The organism is Nostoc sp. DedQUE12b (genome assembly GCF_034530835.1).
Taxonomy (GTDB): Bacteria; Cyanobacteriota; Cyanobacteriia; order Cyanobacteriales; family Nostocaceae; genus Nostoc.
Map to the genome: position 1 here is coordinate 16,143 of NZ_JAVRCI010000023.1, position 17,992 is coordinate 34,134.

The 17,992-nt window shown below is 40.0% G+C and carries 18 protein-coding genes and 1 pseudogene; 8 read left to right on the plus strand and 11 right to left on the minus strand.

Translation table 11 applies throughout. The annotated features are described in order from the left end of the window. A partial coding sequence (locus RMY16_RS13950) for a translation initiation factor (protein WP_322736860.1) occupies positions 1 to 223 on the minus strand: 223 nt, incomplete at its 3' end. 95 nt (positions 224 to 318) lie between these two features. Beyond that, the gene (locus tag RMY16_RS13955) at positions 319 to 813 is read right to left on the minus strand and encodes a hypothetical protein (protein ID WP_194042997.1); all 495 of its coding nucleotides are present in this window, start codon (positions 811 to 813) and stop codon (positions 319 to 321) included. 339 nt (positions 814 to 1,152) lie between these two features. Here RMY16_RS13955 and RMY16_RS13960 point away from each other — a divergent pair, with 339 nt between their 5' ends. The 3 genes from RMY16_RS13960 to RMY16_RS13970 all read left to right on the plus strand — a co-directional run bounded on the left by RMY16_RS13960 (position 1,153) and on the right by RMY16_RS13970 (position 5,243). Beyond that, positions 1,153 to 1,821 (plus strand): hypothetical protein, encoded by a 669-nt coding sequence (locus tag RMY16_RS13960; RefSeq protein ID WP_322736861.1) that lies wholly within the window; start codon positions 1,153 to 1,155, stop codon positions 1,819 to 1,821. 63 nt (positions 1,822 to 1,884) lie between these two features. Further along, the gene (locus tag RMY16_RS13965) at positions 1,885 to 3,792 is read left to right on the plus strand and encodes a P-loop NTPase fold protein (protein ID WP_322736862.1); all 1,908 of its coding nucleotides are present in this window, start codon (positions 1,885 to 1,887) and stop codon (positions 3,790 to 3,792) included. Further along, a complete protein-coding gene (locus RMY16_RS13970) occupies positions 3,789 to 5,243 on the plus strand; it encodes a DUF1802 family protein (RefSeq protein ID WP_322736863.1) in 1,455 nt (484 codons plus the stop codon). Before RMY16_RS13965 ends, RMY16_RS13970 begins: the two co-directional genes overlap by 4 nt. 261 nt (positions 5,244 to 5,504) lie before the next feature. On the opposite strand, the gene RMY16_RS13975 is transcribed toward RMY16_RS13970, so the two are convergent. Together RMY16_RS13975 and RMY16_RS13980 are read right to left on the minus strand one after the other, a co-directional pair. Further along, positions 5,505 to 5,777, minus strand: coding sequence for an aspartyl protease (locus RMY16_RS13975; RefSeq protein ID WP_322736899.1), 273 nt, complete (start codon positions 5,775 to 5,777; stop codon positions 5,505 to 5,507). A gap of 52 nt (positions 5,778 to 5,829) precedes the next feature. Further along, positions 5,830 to 6,021, minus strand: a pseudogene (locus RMY16_RS13980) (hypothetical protein); the annotation flags it as partial. Between the two features lie 721 nt (positions 6,022 to 6,742). Between RMY16_RS13980 and RMY16_RS13985 the strand changes: the two are divergent. Continuing rightward, the gene (locus tag RMY16_RS13985; RefSeq protein ID WP_322736864.1) at positions 6,743 to 7,402 is read left to right on the plus strand and encodes a Nif11-like leader peptide family natural product precursor; all 660 of its coding nucleotides are present in this window, start codon (positions 6,743 to 6,745) and stop codon (positions 7,400 to 7,402) included. A gap of 193 nt (positions 7,403 to 7,595) precedes the next feature. Here the strand turns inward: RMY16_RS13985 and RMY16_RS13990 are convergent, their stop codons facing one another. The 3 genes from RMY16_RS13990 to RMY16_RS14000 all read right to left on the minus strand — a co-directional run bounded on the left by RMY16_RS13990 (position 7,596) and on the right by RMY16_RS14000 (position 10,176). Beyond that, positions 7,596 to 9,182: a glucose-6-phosphate isomerase gene (locus RMY16_RS13990; protein ID WP_322663493.1), complete on the minus strand. Its 1,587-nt coding sequence runs from the start codon at positions 9,180 to 9,182 to the stop codon at positions 7,596 to 7,598. 296 nt (positions 9,183 to 9,478) lie between these two features. Further along, positions 9,479 to 9,736, minus strand: a complete 258-nt coding sequence (locus RMY16_RS13995; RefSeq protein WP_251959737.1) for a cytotoxic translational repressor of toxin-antitoxin stability system — start codon at positions 9,734 to 9,736, stop codon at positions 9,479 to 9,481. Positions 9,737 to 9,978: 242 nt separating this feature from the next. Continuing rightward, the gene (locus tag RMY16_RS14000) at positions 9,979 to 10,176 is read right to left on the minus strand and encodes a hypothetical protein (protein ID WP_104907481.1); all 198 of its coding nucleotides are present in this window, start codon (positions 10,174 to 10,176) and stop codon (positions 9,979 to 9,981) included. A 203-nt stretch (positions 10,177 to 10,379) separates the two neighbouring features. On the opposite strand from RMY16_RS14000, the gene RMY16_RS14005 reads away from it, so the two are divergent. From RMY16_RS14005 to RMY16_RS14020, 4 genes are all read left to right on the plus strand, one after another. Further along, positions 10,380 to 11,513: a branched-chain amino acid ABC transporter permease gene (locus RMY16_RS14005; protein WP_322736865.1), complete on the plus strand. Its 1,134-nt coding sequence runs from the start codon at positions 10,380 to 10,382 to the stop codon at positions 11,511 to 11,513. Next, complete coding sequence (locus RMY16_RS14010; RefSeq protein WP_322736866.1) at positions 11,503 to 12,285, plus strand: ABC transporter ATP-binding protein; 783 nt, start codon at positions 11,503 to 11,505, stop codon at positions 12,283 to 12,285. The genes RMY16_RS14005 and RMY16_RS14010 overlap by 11 nt, the downstream gene beginning before the upstream one ends. Positions 12,286 to 12,417: 132 nt before the next feature. Beyond that, positions 12,418 to 12,846 carry a DUF1877 family protein gene (locus tag RMY16_RS14015; protein WP_322736867.1) on the plus strand — a complete coding sequence of 143 codons (429 nt, stop codon included), beginning with the start codon at positions 12,418 to 12,420 and terminating at the stop codon, positions 12,844 to 12,846. A gap of 201 nt (positions 12,847 to 13,047) precedes the next feature. Beyond that, entirely contained in the window at positions 13,048 to 13,623 is a 576-nt protein-coding gene (locus tag RMY16_RS14020) for a Uma2 family endonuclease (protein ID WP_322736868.1), read from the plus strand. Between the two features lie 172 nt (positions 13,624 to 13,795). Here RMY16_RS14020 and RMY16_RS14025 read toward each other — a convergent pair whose 3' ends face one another. From RMY16_RS14025 to glpX, 4 genes are all read right to left on the minus strand, one after another. Further along, positions 13,796 to 14,386: a Uma2 family endonuclease gene (locus RMY16_RS14025; protein ID WP_322736869.1), complete on the minus strand. Its 591-nt coding sequence runs from the start codon at positions 14,384 to 14,386 to the stop codon at positions 13,796 to 13,798. A 43-nt stretch (positions 14,387 to 14,429) separates the two neighbouring features. Then, positions 14,430 to 14,990, minus strand: coding sequence for a metalloregulator ArsR/SmtB family transcription factor (locus tag RMY16_RS14030; protein WP_322736870.1), 561 nt, complete (start codon positions 14,988 to 14,990; stop codon positions 14,430 to 14,432). A gap of 99 nt (positions 14,991 to 15,089) precedes the next feature. After that, the gene (locus RMY16_RS14035) at positions 15,090 to 16,376 is read right to left on the minus strand and encodes a glutamyl-tRNA reductase (RefSeq protein WP_322681125.1); all 1,287 of its coding nucleotides are present in this window, start codon (positions 16,374 to 16,376) and stop codon (positions 15,090 to 15,092) included. Between the two features lie 240 nt (positions 16,377 to 16,616). Next, entirely contained in the window at positions 16,617 to 17,654 is a 1,038-nt protein-coding gene (glpX, locus tag RMY16_RS14040) for a class II fructose-bisphosphatase (protein ID WP_322663506.1), read from the minus strand. Between the last annotated feature and the right edge of the window lie 338 nt (positions 17,655 to 17,992).

Below are 17,992 nucleotides of genomic sequence, written 5' to 3' on the forward strand. Positions count from 1 at the left end.
CTGGGCGAACATTGCCGTAAGACGAGATATCTGCGGGGTCGCCGTAGGGGTCTTCACTAGCTGGGCGAACATTGCCGTAAGATGCAGGGTCTGCGGGATCGCCGTATGGATCTTCGCTGGCTGGACGTACATTGCGATCGCGGAATTCGGCATCTTGATCGGCTTGATCGCTGTTCGACCCCAAAAGCAAGTCCTTCGCCTTACGGAAAAATTCATCTACCATAATCTGTCTCCTGATTTAAGTTCGTGTTTCCGACGTGCGCGATCGGCGTTATCCTCCGGGAAACCCGCTTTCTTATTTACACACGCTTCGCTGGTCTAGAGTGCTGGGGCTGCGGATGAAGTTAGACCAGTGAGATCGCGACCTGTGGCACTCCGGTTATAGCCTTGGAATTCCCGATACTTTTGTGCTTCAGATTCTGGTACTCGAATTCCTTCTGCTGGTGGCGTTACCCAATGAGCGCGATGTTCAGCATCACGGTAATATACACGCCCATTTTTGGATAGATAGTATTTACCTTGCGCTCCTTCTTGGGGAGCATTCTTATGTTGGTTGTACATATAGTAAAGTGCCGCAGCTCCTGCCAAAAGCGCCACTTTTTGCCCTGTACCCAATCCTTTCTTAACTTCGGTTTGGCTTGCAGTCTTGCGATCGCTCACTGTTCTACCAACGGTATCATCCACTGGTGGTGGCACATTAGCTTTTTGGGAACCGCCTCCGCAGCTACTCAGCAAGGGAACCATTAACAATGCCGAAAGCAGCACTGCAAATAGACGCGAAACTATTTTACGTTCTTTATATATTGTGTTCATTGGATTTCGTTCTCACCTGTATTTGCTAAAAGCCTTGCTGTTGCAAAAACAAAGTTGGAATTCCTGTTATTTCGCTGGGAATTGAAAAAACATATACCACTCAATTTACAACTGCACAGCTACAGCGTTTCTCTTTCATATTCATGGATTTTCTCAAGTATTACATCCCGCCTTTGAGAGAAATCGTATTCATCCCAAGGAAATATATTGTTGATTTTTTTATGAGTCTATTTAGCTGAAACGCCGAAATTTTCAGCAATTTCTCGGTTATTTTTTCTGCATAAATAACTTAGAAAGATACAGTTACTATGATGCTTTTTGCCAAAAAGTACACTCAATATGACATCAAAAAACACTAGCACTCGTCTTCTTTTAGCTTTGTGGGATTTGGGAGGAGTGCAGCAGGAAGTTAAGAAGGGTCAACTCACTAAGCGAATTGTATCCAAAAGTCAAAAGGTAGCAGATTATCAGGGCATATTCGAGGAATTACAGAAGCAAGGTGCGATCGCAATTTCCAAAAAAGGATATTCTCTGACATCTGGCAAGGGTTTAGAGGTGTTGGGTGAGGGTTTAAGAAGTGGCGATTTTAAGTTTGAAGAGACAACTGTTAGCGCTTGGGTGGCGAATGCGTTGGTGAAGTGGATTAGTCAGATTGATATTGCGGTAGTTGGTGCAGATGTACCAGTTAATGGGAAGAGTGCGTTAGCCGAGCTTTCCAAAGGAATCGCATCTTACGACGAGTTTAAGTCGGTGGCGTTGGAAGTCTACGACAAGCTTAACCAAAACTACAACCTAGATGATCTTGTTCCAATTTATCGTATCAGGAGAGAAATAGGCGATCGGGTTAGTCGTGAAGATTTCAATACATGGCTGCTAGAAATTCAAGAAAAGGACATTTTGCAACTTCAGGGTGGAAGTATAGAAGATAGCGCCCCCGACAAGATTGAAGATTCCATTACTACTAAAGTCAGTGGATTACGTTGTTATGCTAAACGCCTCAATTTTTAAACTAAGTTACTCGGTTTTTTCCCCTTTTATTTCTTAGTAATTATTTTCAGCAGATGCACAATCATGATTAATTCTTTCTCTTCATATTCAGACATCAACAAAGCTATTACAAGCCATAACCCATTTGATAGATCATTAGTAGTCAGAAATTATGATATCTGGAACCAAACTTTTCCTGATGTTCCTTCCATAAATGCTCATGTATCAGATGCTGTTTATCAGGCAATAGAGCAAATCAGCACAGGAAAACGTTCAGTTATTGGTATAACTATTAAAGCTGAAAAAGGACTGGGTAAAAGTCACTTAATGAGTCGCATTCGCCACCATATTCTGGATGAAGGTGATAGTTTTTTTGTTTATATGAGCGAAGTTGATTATGGTGACTCAAACAAAATACATTCTAAATTTCTAAACACATTGTCATTTAGTCTAAAACAGACTGGTAATCAAAGTGTAATGCAATGGCAAGAGATCGCAACTACTTTAGTCAATGAGGTATATAAGTCAAGCTACACTCCTCAAGAGTTAATGAAGCGATTTCCTGGGGTTTTAGCTCAACATCCTAAAATAGTTGATGCCTTGACTGCTAAAGTACTGAAACTTAAGTCAAATATTGAAAATCCTTATTTGATTCAGGCTATCCTATGGACGCTTTCTTTAGATAAAGTTTCATTTGCAACTAATTGGCTTGCTGGCAGAGACTTAGCACAGTCACAAGCTGACTCTATGGGATTACCAAATACTAGTCAAGACGATAAAGAAGCTGAAGCATTCCAAACAGTATGTCAAATTCTAGACTTAATTGGTGATTACAGGACAATAGTCATCTGCTTTGATGAGTTAGAAAGCCTCAATTGTAATGAGCAAGGTTTTACAAGGGCACAGGTTATTGCTCTGTTTGCAAAAGATATATATAGCAGAATTAAACGTGGGGTATTAATTCTAGCTATGTTCGATGAAACTTGGACGCAACAAGTTAAAGTTGTACCACAAGCAGATTCAGTTATTGATAGAATTGGTGAAAAGAAATTTGATTTAAGGCATCTTAATAGTGATGATGTAGTAACTCTTGTTTCGCACTGGCTGAAAGATTTTTATGATACGAATAACTTAACTCCACCTCATCCGGTCTATCCTTTTGATGAAAATAATTTACGAGTACTTGGTAAAGAAAAACCAATAGTTAGAAAGGTTTTACAGTGGTGTACAAATAATTGGAATTTGCCTGGTATCCCACTGGTGGAAACAGCTCCACTACATAAAATTGAAAAAGCTTTTAATAAAGAACTTGCAGCACTTGATAACACAATAGACAATTACTTTGAAGATAGTAGTACCATAGCTAAATCTATAAGTTTTTGTTTATCAGCTCTGAAAGGCGAAACTGTAGAGAGAGTAAAAATTGATGAAGTTGAAGAAGTTATAGTCAAAAATGTAGATAAAGGCTACCTCAACTTTAGAGTTATTGGTAAGGAAGATGGAAGAGTTATCAAAATAGTAGTAGCAGTGGTGCAAGAATCTAGCAATAAATTTGTAAGTGCTGCCTTGAAAAGATTAATAGATTATAAAACATTTGATATGACTCGTGGCTGCTTAGTTCGTGCTAAAGATGTGAAACAGAATACTAAAGGAAAAGAGTATTTAGATAAACTACTTTCTAAAAACTTAGGAGGAGAATTTATTCAACTTAATGTTGAAGATATTAAGCCTCTTTTAGCTATTTTATTTGTTAAGCAAGCTTGCAAAGATTATGAAGTTAGTGAAGAGGAGATTTTTCAGTTTATAGTTCAGCAGAAAATTACAGTTGATAACTACTTAATACGTGAAATTTTAAGCGATCCATCTGGTCAAATTCCCAGTGGCTTAATAAATGAGGAATGTGTTGCTGAAACTCAGCCTATACAAAATCAAAATGGAACTAAACAACTAGATGATATGCTTGATAATTTAATGATTAAACTTGGTTTATGAGTAATCTAATTTTGCTCAATACTGCCTTATCTCTACCTTCTCCCGACGTTGAAGCTTTGCTACAGGGTCGAATAATTATAGCTCTACCCCAGACATTTATCCAGCCGGGGCGTTCCTTTGCTCTTTATCCCTCTGCAACCTCAATCAACGTGCTACCCGATGAAAAATACTACAAATCAAATTTCTTGACGATTACCCAAAAAGTTATTCCTCCAATAAGTTCTGAAACAGTCTGGATTCAATCTTGGGGTAAGTGTGAACTGTGCCAAATCGTAAATCACTCAGAATCGTTAAAAGCTTTGTCACAATTAAATATTTGGACAACAAAAGGATTACAAGAGATTTTGCTGCAAAGGAAGCATATCTTTCTTGCTTATTTGCGTGTCTATTTATTATCTGAGCCAATTGAAATATCTGTGAATCCACAAAGCCAGTTTATAGGTTTACCTGATCCGTTGAAGGTATCTGTTGATTTACCAGTATTAAACGATCGCACCTTCGCCCAACGCAAACACCAGTTAGAAAAGCTAGAACCCTCGATGCATCCTGAATTGGAAGAATTGCAGAGTGCGATCGCATCCCTAGCCATTAGCCAACCAGCAGCGAAACAATTAGACGAGGAGATCAAAGTATTTCTGGGTTGGAGTAGTGACAAGCTAATTAAGCAACCCGATCCAAATTTAGCTTGGATAAATGATATTGCAAAATTAGGCGATCGCAGCATTGAGCTAGAGGAGAAAAAAAGCAACTACCAAGCTGGTACAGATTTTGAAAACATCGCACGTCAAAGTCTGGAGTTTTTAGGATTCAAGGTTGAAAATGCTTACAAAGGTGGCGCTGGAGGCTTAGATTTATTTTGTTCAAAACCTTACCCTATTGTTTGCGAGTGTAAAGCGGGTAGGCTTATTCCTAGCGGTACAGTTGAGGAATTAATTAAGCTAGGCGGAATGCATTTAGGTGCTGATCAATTTTTTGATTCGGCAAAATTAGTAATTGGCCCAGGTAATCCATCTACGGATATACTAAAAGCCGCGCAAAAATGGAAAGTAAGTATTATTAATGCTATGACTTTACAAAAGTTAGTTGAATTCAAAGCCAAATATCCAGGTGCTATTAATTTAGTCGAATTACAGCAATATTTAGAACCTGGGCAAATTGACTATAGAATTAATGAATATATTGATAAAGCTGAGAAAGAGATTAAATTGCGATCGCATATTATCCATCTCGTCAAAAATTATCTAGAAAATTCAGGTATAGAATCAGCTGGTGTTGAAGCTCTACATGGTGCGTATTTCGGATCGCATCCGCCACAGCCAATCAAAACAGCAGAAATGCACGAAATACTGATAGAACTTTCCTCACCCTTAACAGGCTATTTAGGGCGAATTAAGGGTAGTGATTGGAAGAGCGATCGCTTTTACTTTCTCCGCGATTTACCTATTAACTAAATATAGTAAAATATATCTCTTTTTTTACCTTCGCGCTCTTTGCGTCCTTCTCTAACGAGACGCTGCGCATAGCTTGCTTTTCCGTAGGAGTATGCGGTTCGTTTAAAAATAAATGAAGTAAGTAAGCGTAGCCAGCCGTAGACATCGCTTTTAGCTTATAGGTGATTTCCCCGTTAACTAAAGATAGTGAAATAATTTTATTTTTTTACTTATGCTTTATCTGGATATCTGCTATTCATTTAAAAATAACTGCGATCGCAATTATCCTAAAGTTAATATACCAGCCTGATAATTCACCACCAACGGCAGAATTTTTAGCCATTCTGAACCTAACAATACTTCCGTCATTTCATTGCCCACATAAACGTTAATTTCATACTCTTGTTCGTTTAATATCACCTTGCCTAAATAAATATCAAATCTTGATTCCCCCTTAGCAGTTCGTAGAGATTCCTCACCGATATAAAACCAGTTTAGACCCTCTAAATCTTGTTTGTTAATAGCGAGAAAGCCTGTAAAACCAGCATCCAACATAGCATCTACAGGCAAATCTAATCCATCAGATGTAATCAAATCAATTTCAAATTGGCTCTACTGCAATATACCAGCCGTAGTGTTCCTTAATCAAATCGGGACGTACACGCTCAAAAATTTCGCGACAGCGATGATAAAATGCCTCATCTTCAGCTTTGCGTCTCGCAAGTTCTTCTGGTGGTAAAATTCGTTCTGGAAAGATTCTGCCTCGACGTGCAGGTTGTTTTGCAGTTGATTCAGCCATAGTAGTTAGCCCTATTTCTTAATGCTGTCTTAACTTTATTTTACAGAAATATAAAGGCGATCGCTTTTACTTTCTCCGTAATTTACTTATTAACTAAAAATAGTACAATCTATCTCTTTCTTTTCTTCTCTCTGCGTCTCAGTGGTTCGTTTAAAAATAACTGAAGTGCGATCGCGATTCCATTTATCTCAAAGTTAATATACCAGCCTGATAATTTACTAACTCCATTTTTTTATGCTGCCTTAACTTTATTTTAGAGAAAAACAAAGGCGATCGCTTTTATTTTGTAAGTAATATTACTAAAAATTTAAGCAATAAAATATACTTTTAGTTTACTTTTGTGCCTCTCGACAATACGCTATACTTAGCTTTCTTCTCCGTAGTAATATGCGGTTCGTTTCAAAATAACTAAAGTACAGATTGCTTTACAATTAATTACTTTATGAATAATTAATATTATCTATTGACTTAATTTTATTTTATGAGAAGCAATAAAAATCTTAGTTGCATCCCACCACAAGGCATCGCAGTCTTTCATGTTTTTCTCAGTAACTACTATTTATAGTTACAAACTTTACAAAAAGTTCATACTTAGCCACTGTGTACTTTGATTTACATAAGATAAAGGCTTAGTACTGTCGAAGAAACACATTATACTTACTACACTGGTATTCATTAATCACAAATCCCTAAAAAGTTGAAAACTTAGGCAAGATGACCCATGTATTATCAAATTTGGAATTTCTTTCTTAAAGAAGATAAATACATTTATTGGAAAGAAAAAATAAAAGTTAACAAAAACTTTGACAAAGTGACATGGCAAAAGATTATTGATTTCTTGTCATTAGTAGAGCAAACTTTCCAGTTAAAAAGTCAACTAGCAGAAACCGATAGCCTTGAACCGTTTCTCAAGCTAGCAAGAGAAAACGGTTACAATTTGACCGCAGAAGAACTCGCCTGGTTTCTAATTACAAGAAGACAGATTTGGGATCTTTTTGATATTGCCCAAAAAACGCCATCTCTCAAAGAAGAATTACTAATAGCTAAAGAGCCACAACAGTTCATCGATATTGCTGCCGAAAATGGTTATTACTTTTCTGTAGATGAGTTAGCTTGGCTATTAATTGACATTAAATCATCATCAGATTTAGTATCTATTAACAACAGCGTTGGAGAGATTCTCACGGTATCAAGCTACGGCAGAATTGAAACAGGATACTGGATTTGGCTAGCAGAACACTGGGGAATTGTGCCACCATTTTGTCATCGGGATAAACCCAGCACTTTCTTATGTCAAAATCTCAACAATCCTTTTTTACCCGATCGCTGTTTTTTACCCAAGAGTTACTTTAATCAACGCCTGATAGCAATTCATAATTAAAATAATTCGTAATTAGGTAAAGGAAGAGAAAAAAGCAATACTTAACCAAACGGTATTGAGTTATGAAACTTAATTACGAATTATACAGTGAAGCATCCTAGACAGAAGATATATCTTCTATTTAGGATGCTTCACAATAAAAAATTGTTGAGACAACAATTCTGGACAAAATCTGAGATTTAGATTAGAGCTATCAGCTAGCAGAAACGGTCAAACTACCGGGTTTCTGAAGATTGCCTTGTAAAATCACACCTCGTTGATTGGCATGAATGTGACGCAAAATCTTGTAAATTGCCTCAACTTGGTCTGATGCGCCTGCCTTCTCGGCGAGTTCGTCAAGAGAAAGGGGAGTTTTTTCTTTTTGTAGTACTGCTACCACTCGTGTTTGCAAATCTAGAATGGAGGCGGCAGCTTTTTTGCCAGCTTCTACTCCTGGTTGATGGTAGGCGTTGACGTTGACTAAGCTAGCGTATAAACCAACAGCACGTTCATACAAAGCAATTAATGCCCCTACAGTTCGGGGATTAACTTGGGGAATCGTGACTGTAATGGAATCGCGGTGATTTTCATAAAGCGCTTGTCGGGTTCCTTGGAGAAAACCGGAAAGATAATCGCCTGATGTAACTCCAGGATCTATTTCAGTGGACGGGCCGTGACGATCTTCCAACACTTCGATGAAGGTAGCAAAGAAATTCGCTACACCCTCGCGTAACTGCTGGACGTAAGCGTGTTGATCTGTTGAGCCTTTGTTGCCATAAACGGCGATACCTTGATGGACAACATTACCGTCTAAGTCTTTTTCCTTGCCCAAAGATTCCATCACCAGCTGTTGCAAATAGCGACTAAATAAAAATAAGCTGTCCTTGTAAGGTAGGACAACCATATCTTTTTCGCCCTTTCCGTTACCTGCAAAGTACCAAGACAAAGCAAGTAAAGCTGCTGGGTTATTTTTCACATCTGGGACGCGGGTAGCGTCATCCATCTCTTTGGCGCCATCTAGCATAGCGCGAACATCAATGCCTTGTAATGCCGCTGGTACTAGCCCCACAGCAGACATTTCTGAGGTGCGTCCTCCTACCCAGTCATACATCGGAAATCTAGCCAGCCAACCTTCATCTTTGGCCAGCTTATCGAGGTTGCTATCAACGCTAGTAATTGCTACCGCATATTGAGCAAATTCCAAATTGTGTCCGGCGTAAGCTTTTTTAACTTCAATCATGCCGTTGCGCGGTTCCGGTGTTCCCCCAGATTTGGAGATCACCAATACCAAAGTGCTGGCGAGGCTATTTCGTAGATGATTGAGAACGCGATCGATACCTGCGGGATCGTTGTTATCGATAAAGTGAAGTTTCAGCGGCGGGAAATCAGGAGCGAGAGCTTCCGCGACAAATTGGGGGCCGAGAGCGGAACCACCAATACCAATAGAGATAATATCCGTGAAGCGGCTTGCTCTGGGAGGATGAATAGCACCTGTTTGGACTTTTTCCGCAAAGGCTTCGATTTGTTCTAAGGTTTGGACTATTTCTTGTGTAAGTTCTGGAGCTGGCGCTAAATCAGGATTTCGCAGCCAGTAGTGTCCAACCATGCGGTTCTCGTCAGGATTTGCGATCGCACCCTTCTCTAGTTGAGCCATATCCGCAAACGCCTTGTCAAACTTCGGCTGCAACGATTCCACGAAGGCATCATCGAACCGCATCCGACTTATGTCTAAGTACAGTCCCAATCCCTCGTGGAAATATAACCAGTTTTGGTATCGTTGCCAAAGTGCCCTAGCATCCATAGGGAAATCTCAAATAAAGTGTTTTTCAAAAACCAGTTTAATGTAAGGTTATAGCGATCCCTGCCTAGCCTTATACAGTTTACAGTTTTCAGTGTTCCTTTGACCGTGCCAATTTTAGATTTTAGATTTTAGATACTTCGACTCCGCTCAGTACAAGTTTTAGGTTAAAATTTATTTCGGTTGATGCTCCGCACTTCTTTACCAGAAGCTACCACGAACGTGCCAAGAAAGCGAACGTGGGTGGAACAAATCCAAAATCCGCAATTCCAAAATTCAAAATTGATTGACTCTTGACTTTAAACATCGGGCATAGGGATGACACGCAAAAATTTCACAATTTCACCTCTAATTTCTATACCAATCAGATAATTGTCTAGGGTGAAGCGGTGAAAAATGCCTTCACTATCAAGCTGTCGCAGTTCTTTTAAATCGCTCAACTGCCACTTTTGGGCTAACTCAATAAAAACAAAATCATGTACCCGCTCGTAGGCGGCAGGTTCTAAATTCTTCAGGTCTAGCAAAAAAGACCTGGCATAGCGCATTTCCAGACTCACTGGGCGTTACCTTCACCAAAACTTGAGGGGCCAAAGAGTGCTGAGTTGAAAGTGCTGAGTGCTGAGTCAAGAACCAGTACTAAGACTTACAATTCAGTATATGGATCTAAATCCTCTGACTTTAGTTCTAAATAATAAATAAATCCTAACTAATCCCTTAGTTTTAACTATGGGCTACTACTGGGCACTCAGCACTCAGCACTCAGCACTCAGCACTCAGCACTACTAAAAGCGCTGCTGAATCAGAAAAACATCAACAGTCTGACCGCTTCTTCATGGGTTAAGATATCCCACGGTTGCTGCGATCGCTTGACTTTTTGTATCGCTTTGAGCATATAAAAGTCATAATGTAAAGCTTCGAGAACATTCCAAATGTCTTGCAAATCGTCATCGCCTAATTGCTCGATTAAGTGATGCATTCTAAGTCGCAGCAAATTCATACGTTAATTATTCCCTACCACCAAACACCAACAATAAATAGTATTCCCATAAAATTAGCTACGCTCAAGCTACGCTAAAATTTATTCGCCCGACGAGAAGGCAGAGGAGCAGAGGAGCAGAGGGGCAGGGGAGCAGGGGGGCAGGGGAGGATAATTAATGACAAATGACAAATGACAAATGACAAATGACCAAATAATTTAATATGGTTGACTATCTCATTTTCTTAGCAATTTCTACAGCACTTTTTGCTTTATTCGCACTAGGACTGAATTTACAGTGGGGCTTTACGGGATTAATTAACTTTGGTCATATTGCTTTCATGACTCTGGGAGCGTATACAACGGTATTGTTAAGCTTAAAGGGCGTACCCCTACTTATATCAGCACTGGCTGGGGCAATTGTCGCAGCCTTATTGGGTTTGATAATTGGTTTTGTAACTCTCCGCTTACGAGAAGATTATCTAGGAATTGTCACCATTGGTACGGGCGAATTAATTCGTTTGGTGGTGAATAATCAGGAATTACCTGTGGGTGACACCTGGATTTCTGGGGCGTTTGGTGTACAAAGTTATCCCATACCCCTATCCACAGAACCAAGTTTGTTTGTCAGATTAATAATGATTGGGCTTTTAACGCTGCTGGCTGCCGTAACTTTCTTTTCTTTGTGGCAATGGATTCGCACCACTCAAATATCTCGGACTACTGATTTGGGCAAAAGGACGACTAGCAAGCAAGAATTTGCATCGCGCTTGGGTGTGGGAATTGTGTTAGCAATTTTGGCGGCAGCGATTTATATTTCTGGGGTAATCGGATTGTATAACTACAACCCAAAAGCGGGTTTAATGCTGGTGTTGCTGCTGGTTTTAGCATTTGTATACTGGCGCTTAGAAATTTTGGTGCGATCGCCTTGGGGTAGAATTCTCAAAGCTATCCGCGAAGATGAAGAAATTCCTAAAGCGCTGGGAAAAAACGTTTTTTGGTATAAATTACAATCTCTCATGTTAGGAGGTGCGATCGCGGGTATCGCTGGTGCTTTCTTTGCTTGGCAACTCAGCGCCATTTACCCTGATAATTTTCAACCGCAGATCACCTTTGACACTTGGATTATGGTGATTTTAGGCGGTTCTGGGAATAATGTTGGCACAATCGTAGGTGCGGTAATTTTCTTTGCTTACGATGCGTTAACGCGAGAAGTCTTACCCAGAATCGTTTCCCTTGATGAAGCACGTTTGGGCGCATTTCGGATCATGGTAATCGGATTAATTTTGATGGTACTGATGATTTGGCGTCCTCAAGGTATCTTAGGGAAAAAAGAGGAACTCACCCTTGGTAAATAACTATTCATCTCCACTTCCCCTTTTGGCAGCCACTGGACTTTCTAAAAGCTTTGGTGGTGTCAAAGCAGTTAATGAGGCCAGAATCGAAGTTGCTAAAGGCAGCATTACGGGCTTGATTGGCCCCAATGGTGCTGGCAAAACTACTTTATTTAACTTACTCTCAAACTTCATCCGCCCAGATAAGGGACGAGTGATTTTTGACGGCGAACCGATTCACAATTTGCAACCATATCAAATCGCCCAGCAGGGGGTAATCCGCACCTTTCAGGTTGCACGGACTCTCTCGCGGTTATCGGTGTTAGAAAATATGCTGCTGGCGGCGCAAAAACAAACGGGTGAAAATTTTTGGCAGGTGCAGTTGCAACCGCACATCGTCGCTAAGGAAGAAAAGCAACTGCAAGAGCGAGCAATGTATCTATTAGAATCAGTTGGCTTGGCAAAAAAAGCACACGATTATGCTGGTGGTTTGTCTGGTGGACAACGCAAGCTGTTGGAAATGGGACGGGCGCTGATGACTAACCCCAAGTTAATTTTGTTGGATGAACCTGCTGCTGGGGTGAATCCGAAACTTATTGATGATATTTGCGATCGCATTATCACTTGGAACCGTCAAGATGGCATGACTTTTCTGATTATTGAACACAATATGGATGTGGTTATGTCCTTGTGCGATCGTGTTTGGGTACTTGCCGAAGGGCAAAATTTAGCTGACGGTACGCCAGCAGAAATTCAAACTAATCCCAAAGTTTTAGAAGCTTATTTGGGAAAATAGAGTGTGATTGACTTTCTGTTTATGCAATGTATTTAGCGATCGGACTTTGGACAAATAAAAGTACATGAATACTGTTACTTGTTCAAAGTCAAATTTAAGACTATTAATCGTGCTTAGATTAGAGTAAATATTATGGGTATTACAGCTAGCTACAAACGCATTACACCACAAAAATTTGCAGAAATTCAGAATGCTCCTGAAGCGGCAGCATCTTTCTTTAAGCTTGATTTAGATAATTTAGTTTTTGATTTTAGTAATCCACAGGTAATGATTGCCAAACTACAAGATCGGCGACGCAATGAACATTACTTCAGGCTTGAAGATTGGCACGCACTACATTTTCTTCTCACTGGAGAGTCAAGTTTGGAAGGTGATACCCAAACATTGCCACCTCTTTCTAATGTAGTCATGGGAGGTACGCCGACGCAGTTTGAAGCGACTTACGGATTTGTACGGTATCTCACACTTGAAGAGGTTCGAGATGTTGCCGATGCCTTAAGTCAAATTTCTGTTGAAGAATTGAAGAGTCGATTTAATTCTAGCGTGTTTAATGCAGCATAAATATACCCAAATCCTAGCTCTGGAGGATGGGATGAAGAAGAGATAGAACCGTTGTTTGAGCTATATCCACAATCGGTAGAATTTTTTCAGAATGCTGCTAAAGAAGGTGATATTGTTTTGCTGTCATCTGATTGATTAATTTTTTCGGAAATTTGGCTTTTGTTAAAATCGAGTTGTATATCTCAGTAGAAAAAGTTTTTTATGTCAATGATGACAGTCAAAGATTTAGAGCAAGTTCAAACCGCTTTTACCGAAGCAGGTTTAGATTACCAGCTGGAACTCGAAAATGGGAAAATTTCAATAATGGGCCCGTCAGATATTGTATCCAGCGAAATCAGTAGTCGTCTCATCGCCTTTCTCTTTGCTTGGATAAATCCTCGTCGCTGGGGAAGAGTATTTGATTCTGCTGGCGGTTTCATTATGCCAGATACAAACCTCAAAGCACCCGATGTTTCCTTTGTTCGCGCTTCCCGACTTCTCCAAAGTCCTCGTTACTTTGGAGAACTTGTCCCTGACTTAGTAGTAGAAATTAAATCTCAGAGCGATAAAATTAAACTTATAGTAGCCAAAATTTTGAAATTTATAGAACTAGGAGCGGTTGTCGGAATTCTGATCGATCCTGATGAAGAGACAGTTACAATTTATCGCTCTATAGGCGAACCGACAGTTTTAGAAAATGGCGATACTTTAACGATACCAGAACTTTTTCCCGGTTGGGAATTGCCCATTACTGAGTTATGGCCTCCTATCTTTACCGAGGAAGAAACACAAATTTAGTGAATGAGTACACCCGCATAAATTCAAATTAATCCAAAACTTTTAGAAGCTTATTTGGGATAAGAAAGTGTAATTTGCCTTCTGTTTATATAATGTATTTATTGCTTATAAATTTCCCTGAGTTTATTATTCATTGATTCTGACTCCTAAATTAGGACTTCTGAATTCTTATTCAATCTTCGTTATTTTCTGCAAAATTGACTTGCTCATAAAGGTCGCGCAATTCAATTTGAAAATCAACTGTTTGTAGTGATAAAATTGCAGATTCATGTTCAATTTCAGTAAATGACCATTGACTTTCCGCAGTTTTTACATACTGCATCACATGATACTGATATTGATCGATTAAAATATATTCCTTGAATTCGGGAATAGAGCGATAATAAAGAAACTTATCGCCTTGGTCATAATTTTTAGTCGATTTAGATAAAACTTCAGCAATTAACATCGGGTTCATAACCGTTGTTGTGCTGGTTCCCGTATAAATAGGTTGTCCCTCAATCACCATCACATCAGGATAAGTATGCTGCCGATAACGGGGTATCCACAAACGCACATCACCAATATAAACATCATAATTCTTGCCTCTCAAACCAAACTTCAAATAAGCATAAAAGTTGCCAGCAATTTTATTATGATTTGTAGTGCCACCTGTCATCGGTACAATTTCTCCATCACGGTATTCGCTTTTATATTCTGCTTTTTCTTCAAGTTCTAAATACTCTTCAGGTGTATAAGAAAATTTTTGTGTTTCTAACTGCATAAAAATACAACCTATGATTGTGCGGTTTGCTCATCTCTCATATCTATGTTGTACGCCAATAAACCCCATTCTCTCGCTGCATTAACTTGCAAGCAATGAACTCCCGTCGCAGGGTGGCGCAGTCGGGATGGTAGCGTTTAAGAATGTCATTTACCATGCGTTCAGGGTAGTTGACTCCTATATCAAACTGGTTTACTAACCACTTGAGAATTACTAGACGCTTTTTGCGACTAGCGGGGATTTCCTTAAGGTATCCACCCTCAAAATAGTTTTTCAACACTTTGCTTTCCCAAGCTTCAGTATCCACATCCTCTATCAAGGATGCTATTTTTTCAGGTGTGAAAATTTCCTTGCTAATGCTTTGCAAAGCCTCACTATCCAATTGATATAGACGGCTATTACCTTCAGGACGCATTGTCACCAAATTTAGCTCTTTAAGTTTCGCTAAATGATGAGATACCGTCGGTTCCTTCAGTTGCAGTAGCGCCGCCAATTCTTCAACGCTGCACTCCTGATTTGCCAGGATACCTACAATCTTCAATCGGCTATCATCCGCCAATGCCTTGAAAAAGCGGAGTAAGATGTTAAATTGCTCTGGTTGCATAACTAACTTCTAATTAGATATCTATCTAATTAGAAGTATATCTAATTGAAAGCTCAGATCCCCAACTTTTCACAGAAGCCGGGGATTTTGTTGTTAAATTTAACTAAATTGTTCTTCTGCATCAAGGTTGAACAGCATTTGCAGAGTTTGCATACAGCGCCGTCTAGCTTCAACATCTTGCTGCGATCGCAATTGCACCATCGGGTCATGTAAAATTTTATTGACAATTCCCCGTGTTAATGCCTCTATTATTTCTTGATGTTTGTCAGCGAATTCCGAACCCAATCTCGACAAAGCTTTTTCTAACTCTTGTTCGCGGATGGTTTCGACTTTATTTCGCAGACAGCTAATAGTAGTAACAGTTTCCAGACTGCGCCACCAAATATCAAAGGCTTCCACTTCTTCTTCTAAAAGTCGTTCGGCTTCCTGTGCAATCTTCCGACGGCTTTCGTAGTTTTGCGCTACAACAGCCTTCAAATCATCCACATTAAACGCTTGTACATTTTCCAGTTCATTTACATCCGCATGGACATTACGCGGCACAGAAATATCAAATAACATTAAAGAGCGCTGAACTTCTAAAACCATTTCCAATTTGGCACGGTCAAGTATTGGCTCTGTTGCCGAAGTACTTGTAAATACTAGATCGCTATCGGCAATTACGCTCATCATTTCCGATAGCGGATGAATTTTGATCGGTTGTTGAGGGAACAGCTTTGCTAATTCTTGGGCGCGATCGCGAGAGCGATTTACAATACTAATTTCCACAGCACCTTTAGAAATTAGGTGTTGCACCAACAGCCGCGACATTTTACCAGCACCCAGAATTACCACTCGGCAAGCTGCTAAATTTGCCACTTTTAGCTGTGCTAACTCGACAGCAGCCGAACTGATAGAGACAGCGCCAGTACCAATACTAGTTTCAGTACGAACCCGCTTACCAGCTGTCAGCGCTTGTTTAAATAATCGATTCAAAATGGTTTTTATACCGCTATATTGCTGTCCCAGTTTGTGAGTAGTTTTCACCTGAGCCAGAATTTGACCTTCTCCGAGTACCAGACTATCTAAACCACCTGCTACGCGCATAACGTGCATCACTGCATCATCATGTAGCAGCATAAACAAGTGTTGTCGTAGAGAAAGCACGGGTAATTTACTATATTCCGCAAGAAACTGCGTTACTTCCCGAATACCTTGGTCTGCTTCACTGGCAACAATATAAATTTCTAGGCGGTTACAAGTGCTAAGAATTGCAACTTCGTCAATATGGGGATAGCTGGCCAGTTGAGCGATCGCATTTTCAATTTGTGGTTCTGGAATGCTCAGTTTTTCCCGGACTTCTACTGGGGCTGTTTTATGGCTTAACCCCACCACTGCTATATTCATTTGCTAAATCGTAGTTACTAGTTGGTAGTTGAGAATAGGGCATTGAGTGAGAATAGGGAATGGGGAATTTTTGTTTATTGGTTGATAATTTTTCCAACTAATAAACAATAACTAATCACTAAATACTAACTACTAACTAGTGTAACGATGAAGCATTTGGTTGACTATTTTTCCATTTTATAGAAAGATTTATTTCCTAATGCTTCACCTCTACTTTTACCATTCCCCATTCCCTAAAAATTAGTTCAGTTGGAGAGTCTTGGGTTTACCAAACATGTGAATTGTATCAACAAATCGAGCCGTATTCGATTGGTTGGAAATTACCAAGCTTTGAGTTCTTGCTCCACCACTGAAGAAACGTACACCTTCCATGAGATTACCACTGGTAATGCCGCAAGCAGCGAACAGAACAGTTTGACCAGATGCTAGTTCATGAGCATCATAGACCTTATCGGGGTCATTGATATTCATAGACTTTAAGCGATCGATGTTGGCTTCTCTGCTTTCTCCAATCAGACCTGTTTTAACTATCGCTGGATCGTAGATTAGTTGACCTTGGAAGTGTCCACCCAAAGCACGCATTGCTGCTGCCGAGATTACACCTTCAGGAGCCGCACCGATACCCATCAGCGCGTGGATATTAGTTCCAGCAAAGCCACAGCTAATGGCTGCACCCACATCACCATCTGAAATTAGAGCGACTCTTGCTCCAGCCTCACGGATTTCTTTAATTAAATCGTTGTGGCGTTCGCGCTTCATCACCACAACTACGAGTTCTTCAATCGAGCGCTCTAGACACTCAGAGAGAATCTTCAGGTTTTCTGTGGCTGACTTGTTGATGTCTACCTTGCCCTTAGCTGCGGGAGGTGCTGCTAACTTTTTCATGTAAAAGTCAGGAGCAGCAAATAATCCACCCTTTTCAGAAATTGCCAAGACAGCCATCGAACCAGGTTGTCCATAAGCTACCAAGTTCGTACCTTCACAGGGGTCAACGGCGATATCAATTTCAACTAGTTCATCAGGATTACAGAGAGCTTCGGCATTTGGTTGAGTACAAATACCAACTTCTTCCCCGATGTATAACATAGGCGCGTCGTCGCGTTCGCCTTCCCCAATCACAATGCGACCGCGCATATAGATTTTATTCATCCGTTCCCGCATAGCTTCCACAGCTACCTGGTCAGCGATGTTTTTTTCGCCTTTACCCATCCACTTTGCGGATGCGATCGCCGCTTGCTCTACTACTTCAATAATCTCTAACCCAAGTGTATTTTCCACAGAGTCTGCCCTCTCAACTGCTTGAATTTCCGCCGCTTTATCTGGCCATTTCAGTTTTCAAGTCTACCAAAGGGCGGATACACGTGGAAGAAAGTTAAGTTTTACTGCTAACTGGTTACAAAAGTGCCAGTTAACACATCTTTATTTTTTACTCTTAACTACTCCAGTATAAAGCGTGTTTAAAAGTAACTAAGTTAAGAACTTGCACAAATGGGTAGCAGTTTATGTATACAACATTGCTTTTCTTCAGTGTTTATCTTTAGGTATAAAATAATAAAGGAAAAAAGCTGGTGAATTCACTCAAAACCGAAAAACGAGGCGCAGAGTAAATAGCTTGT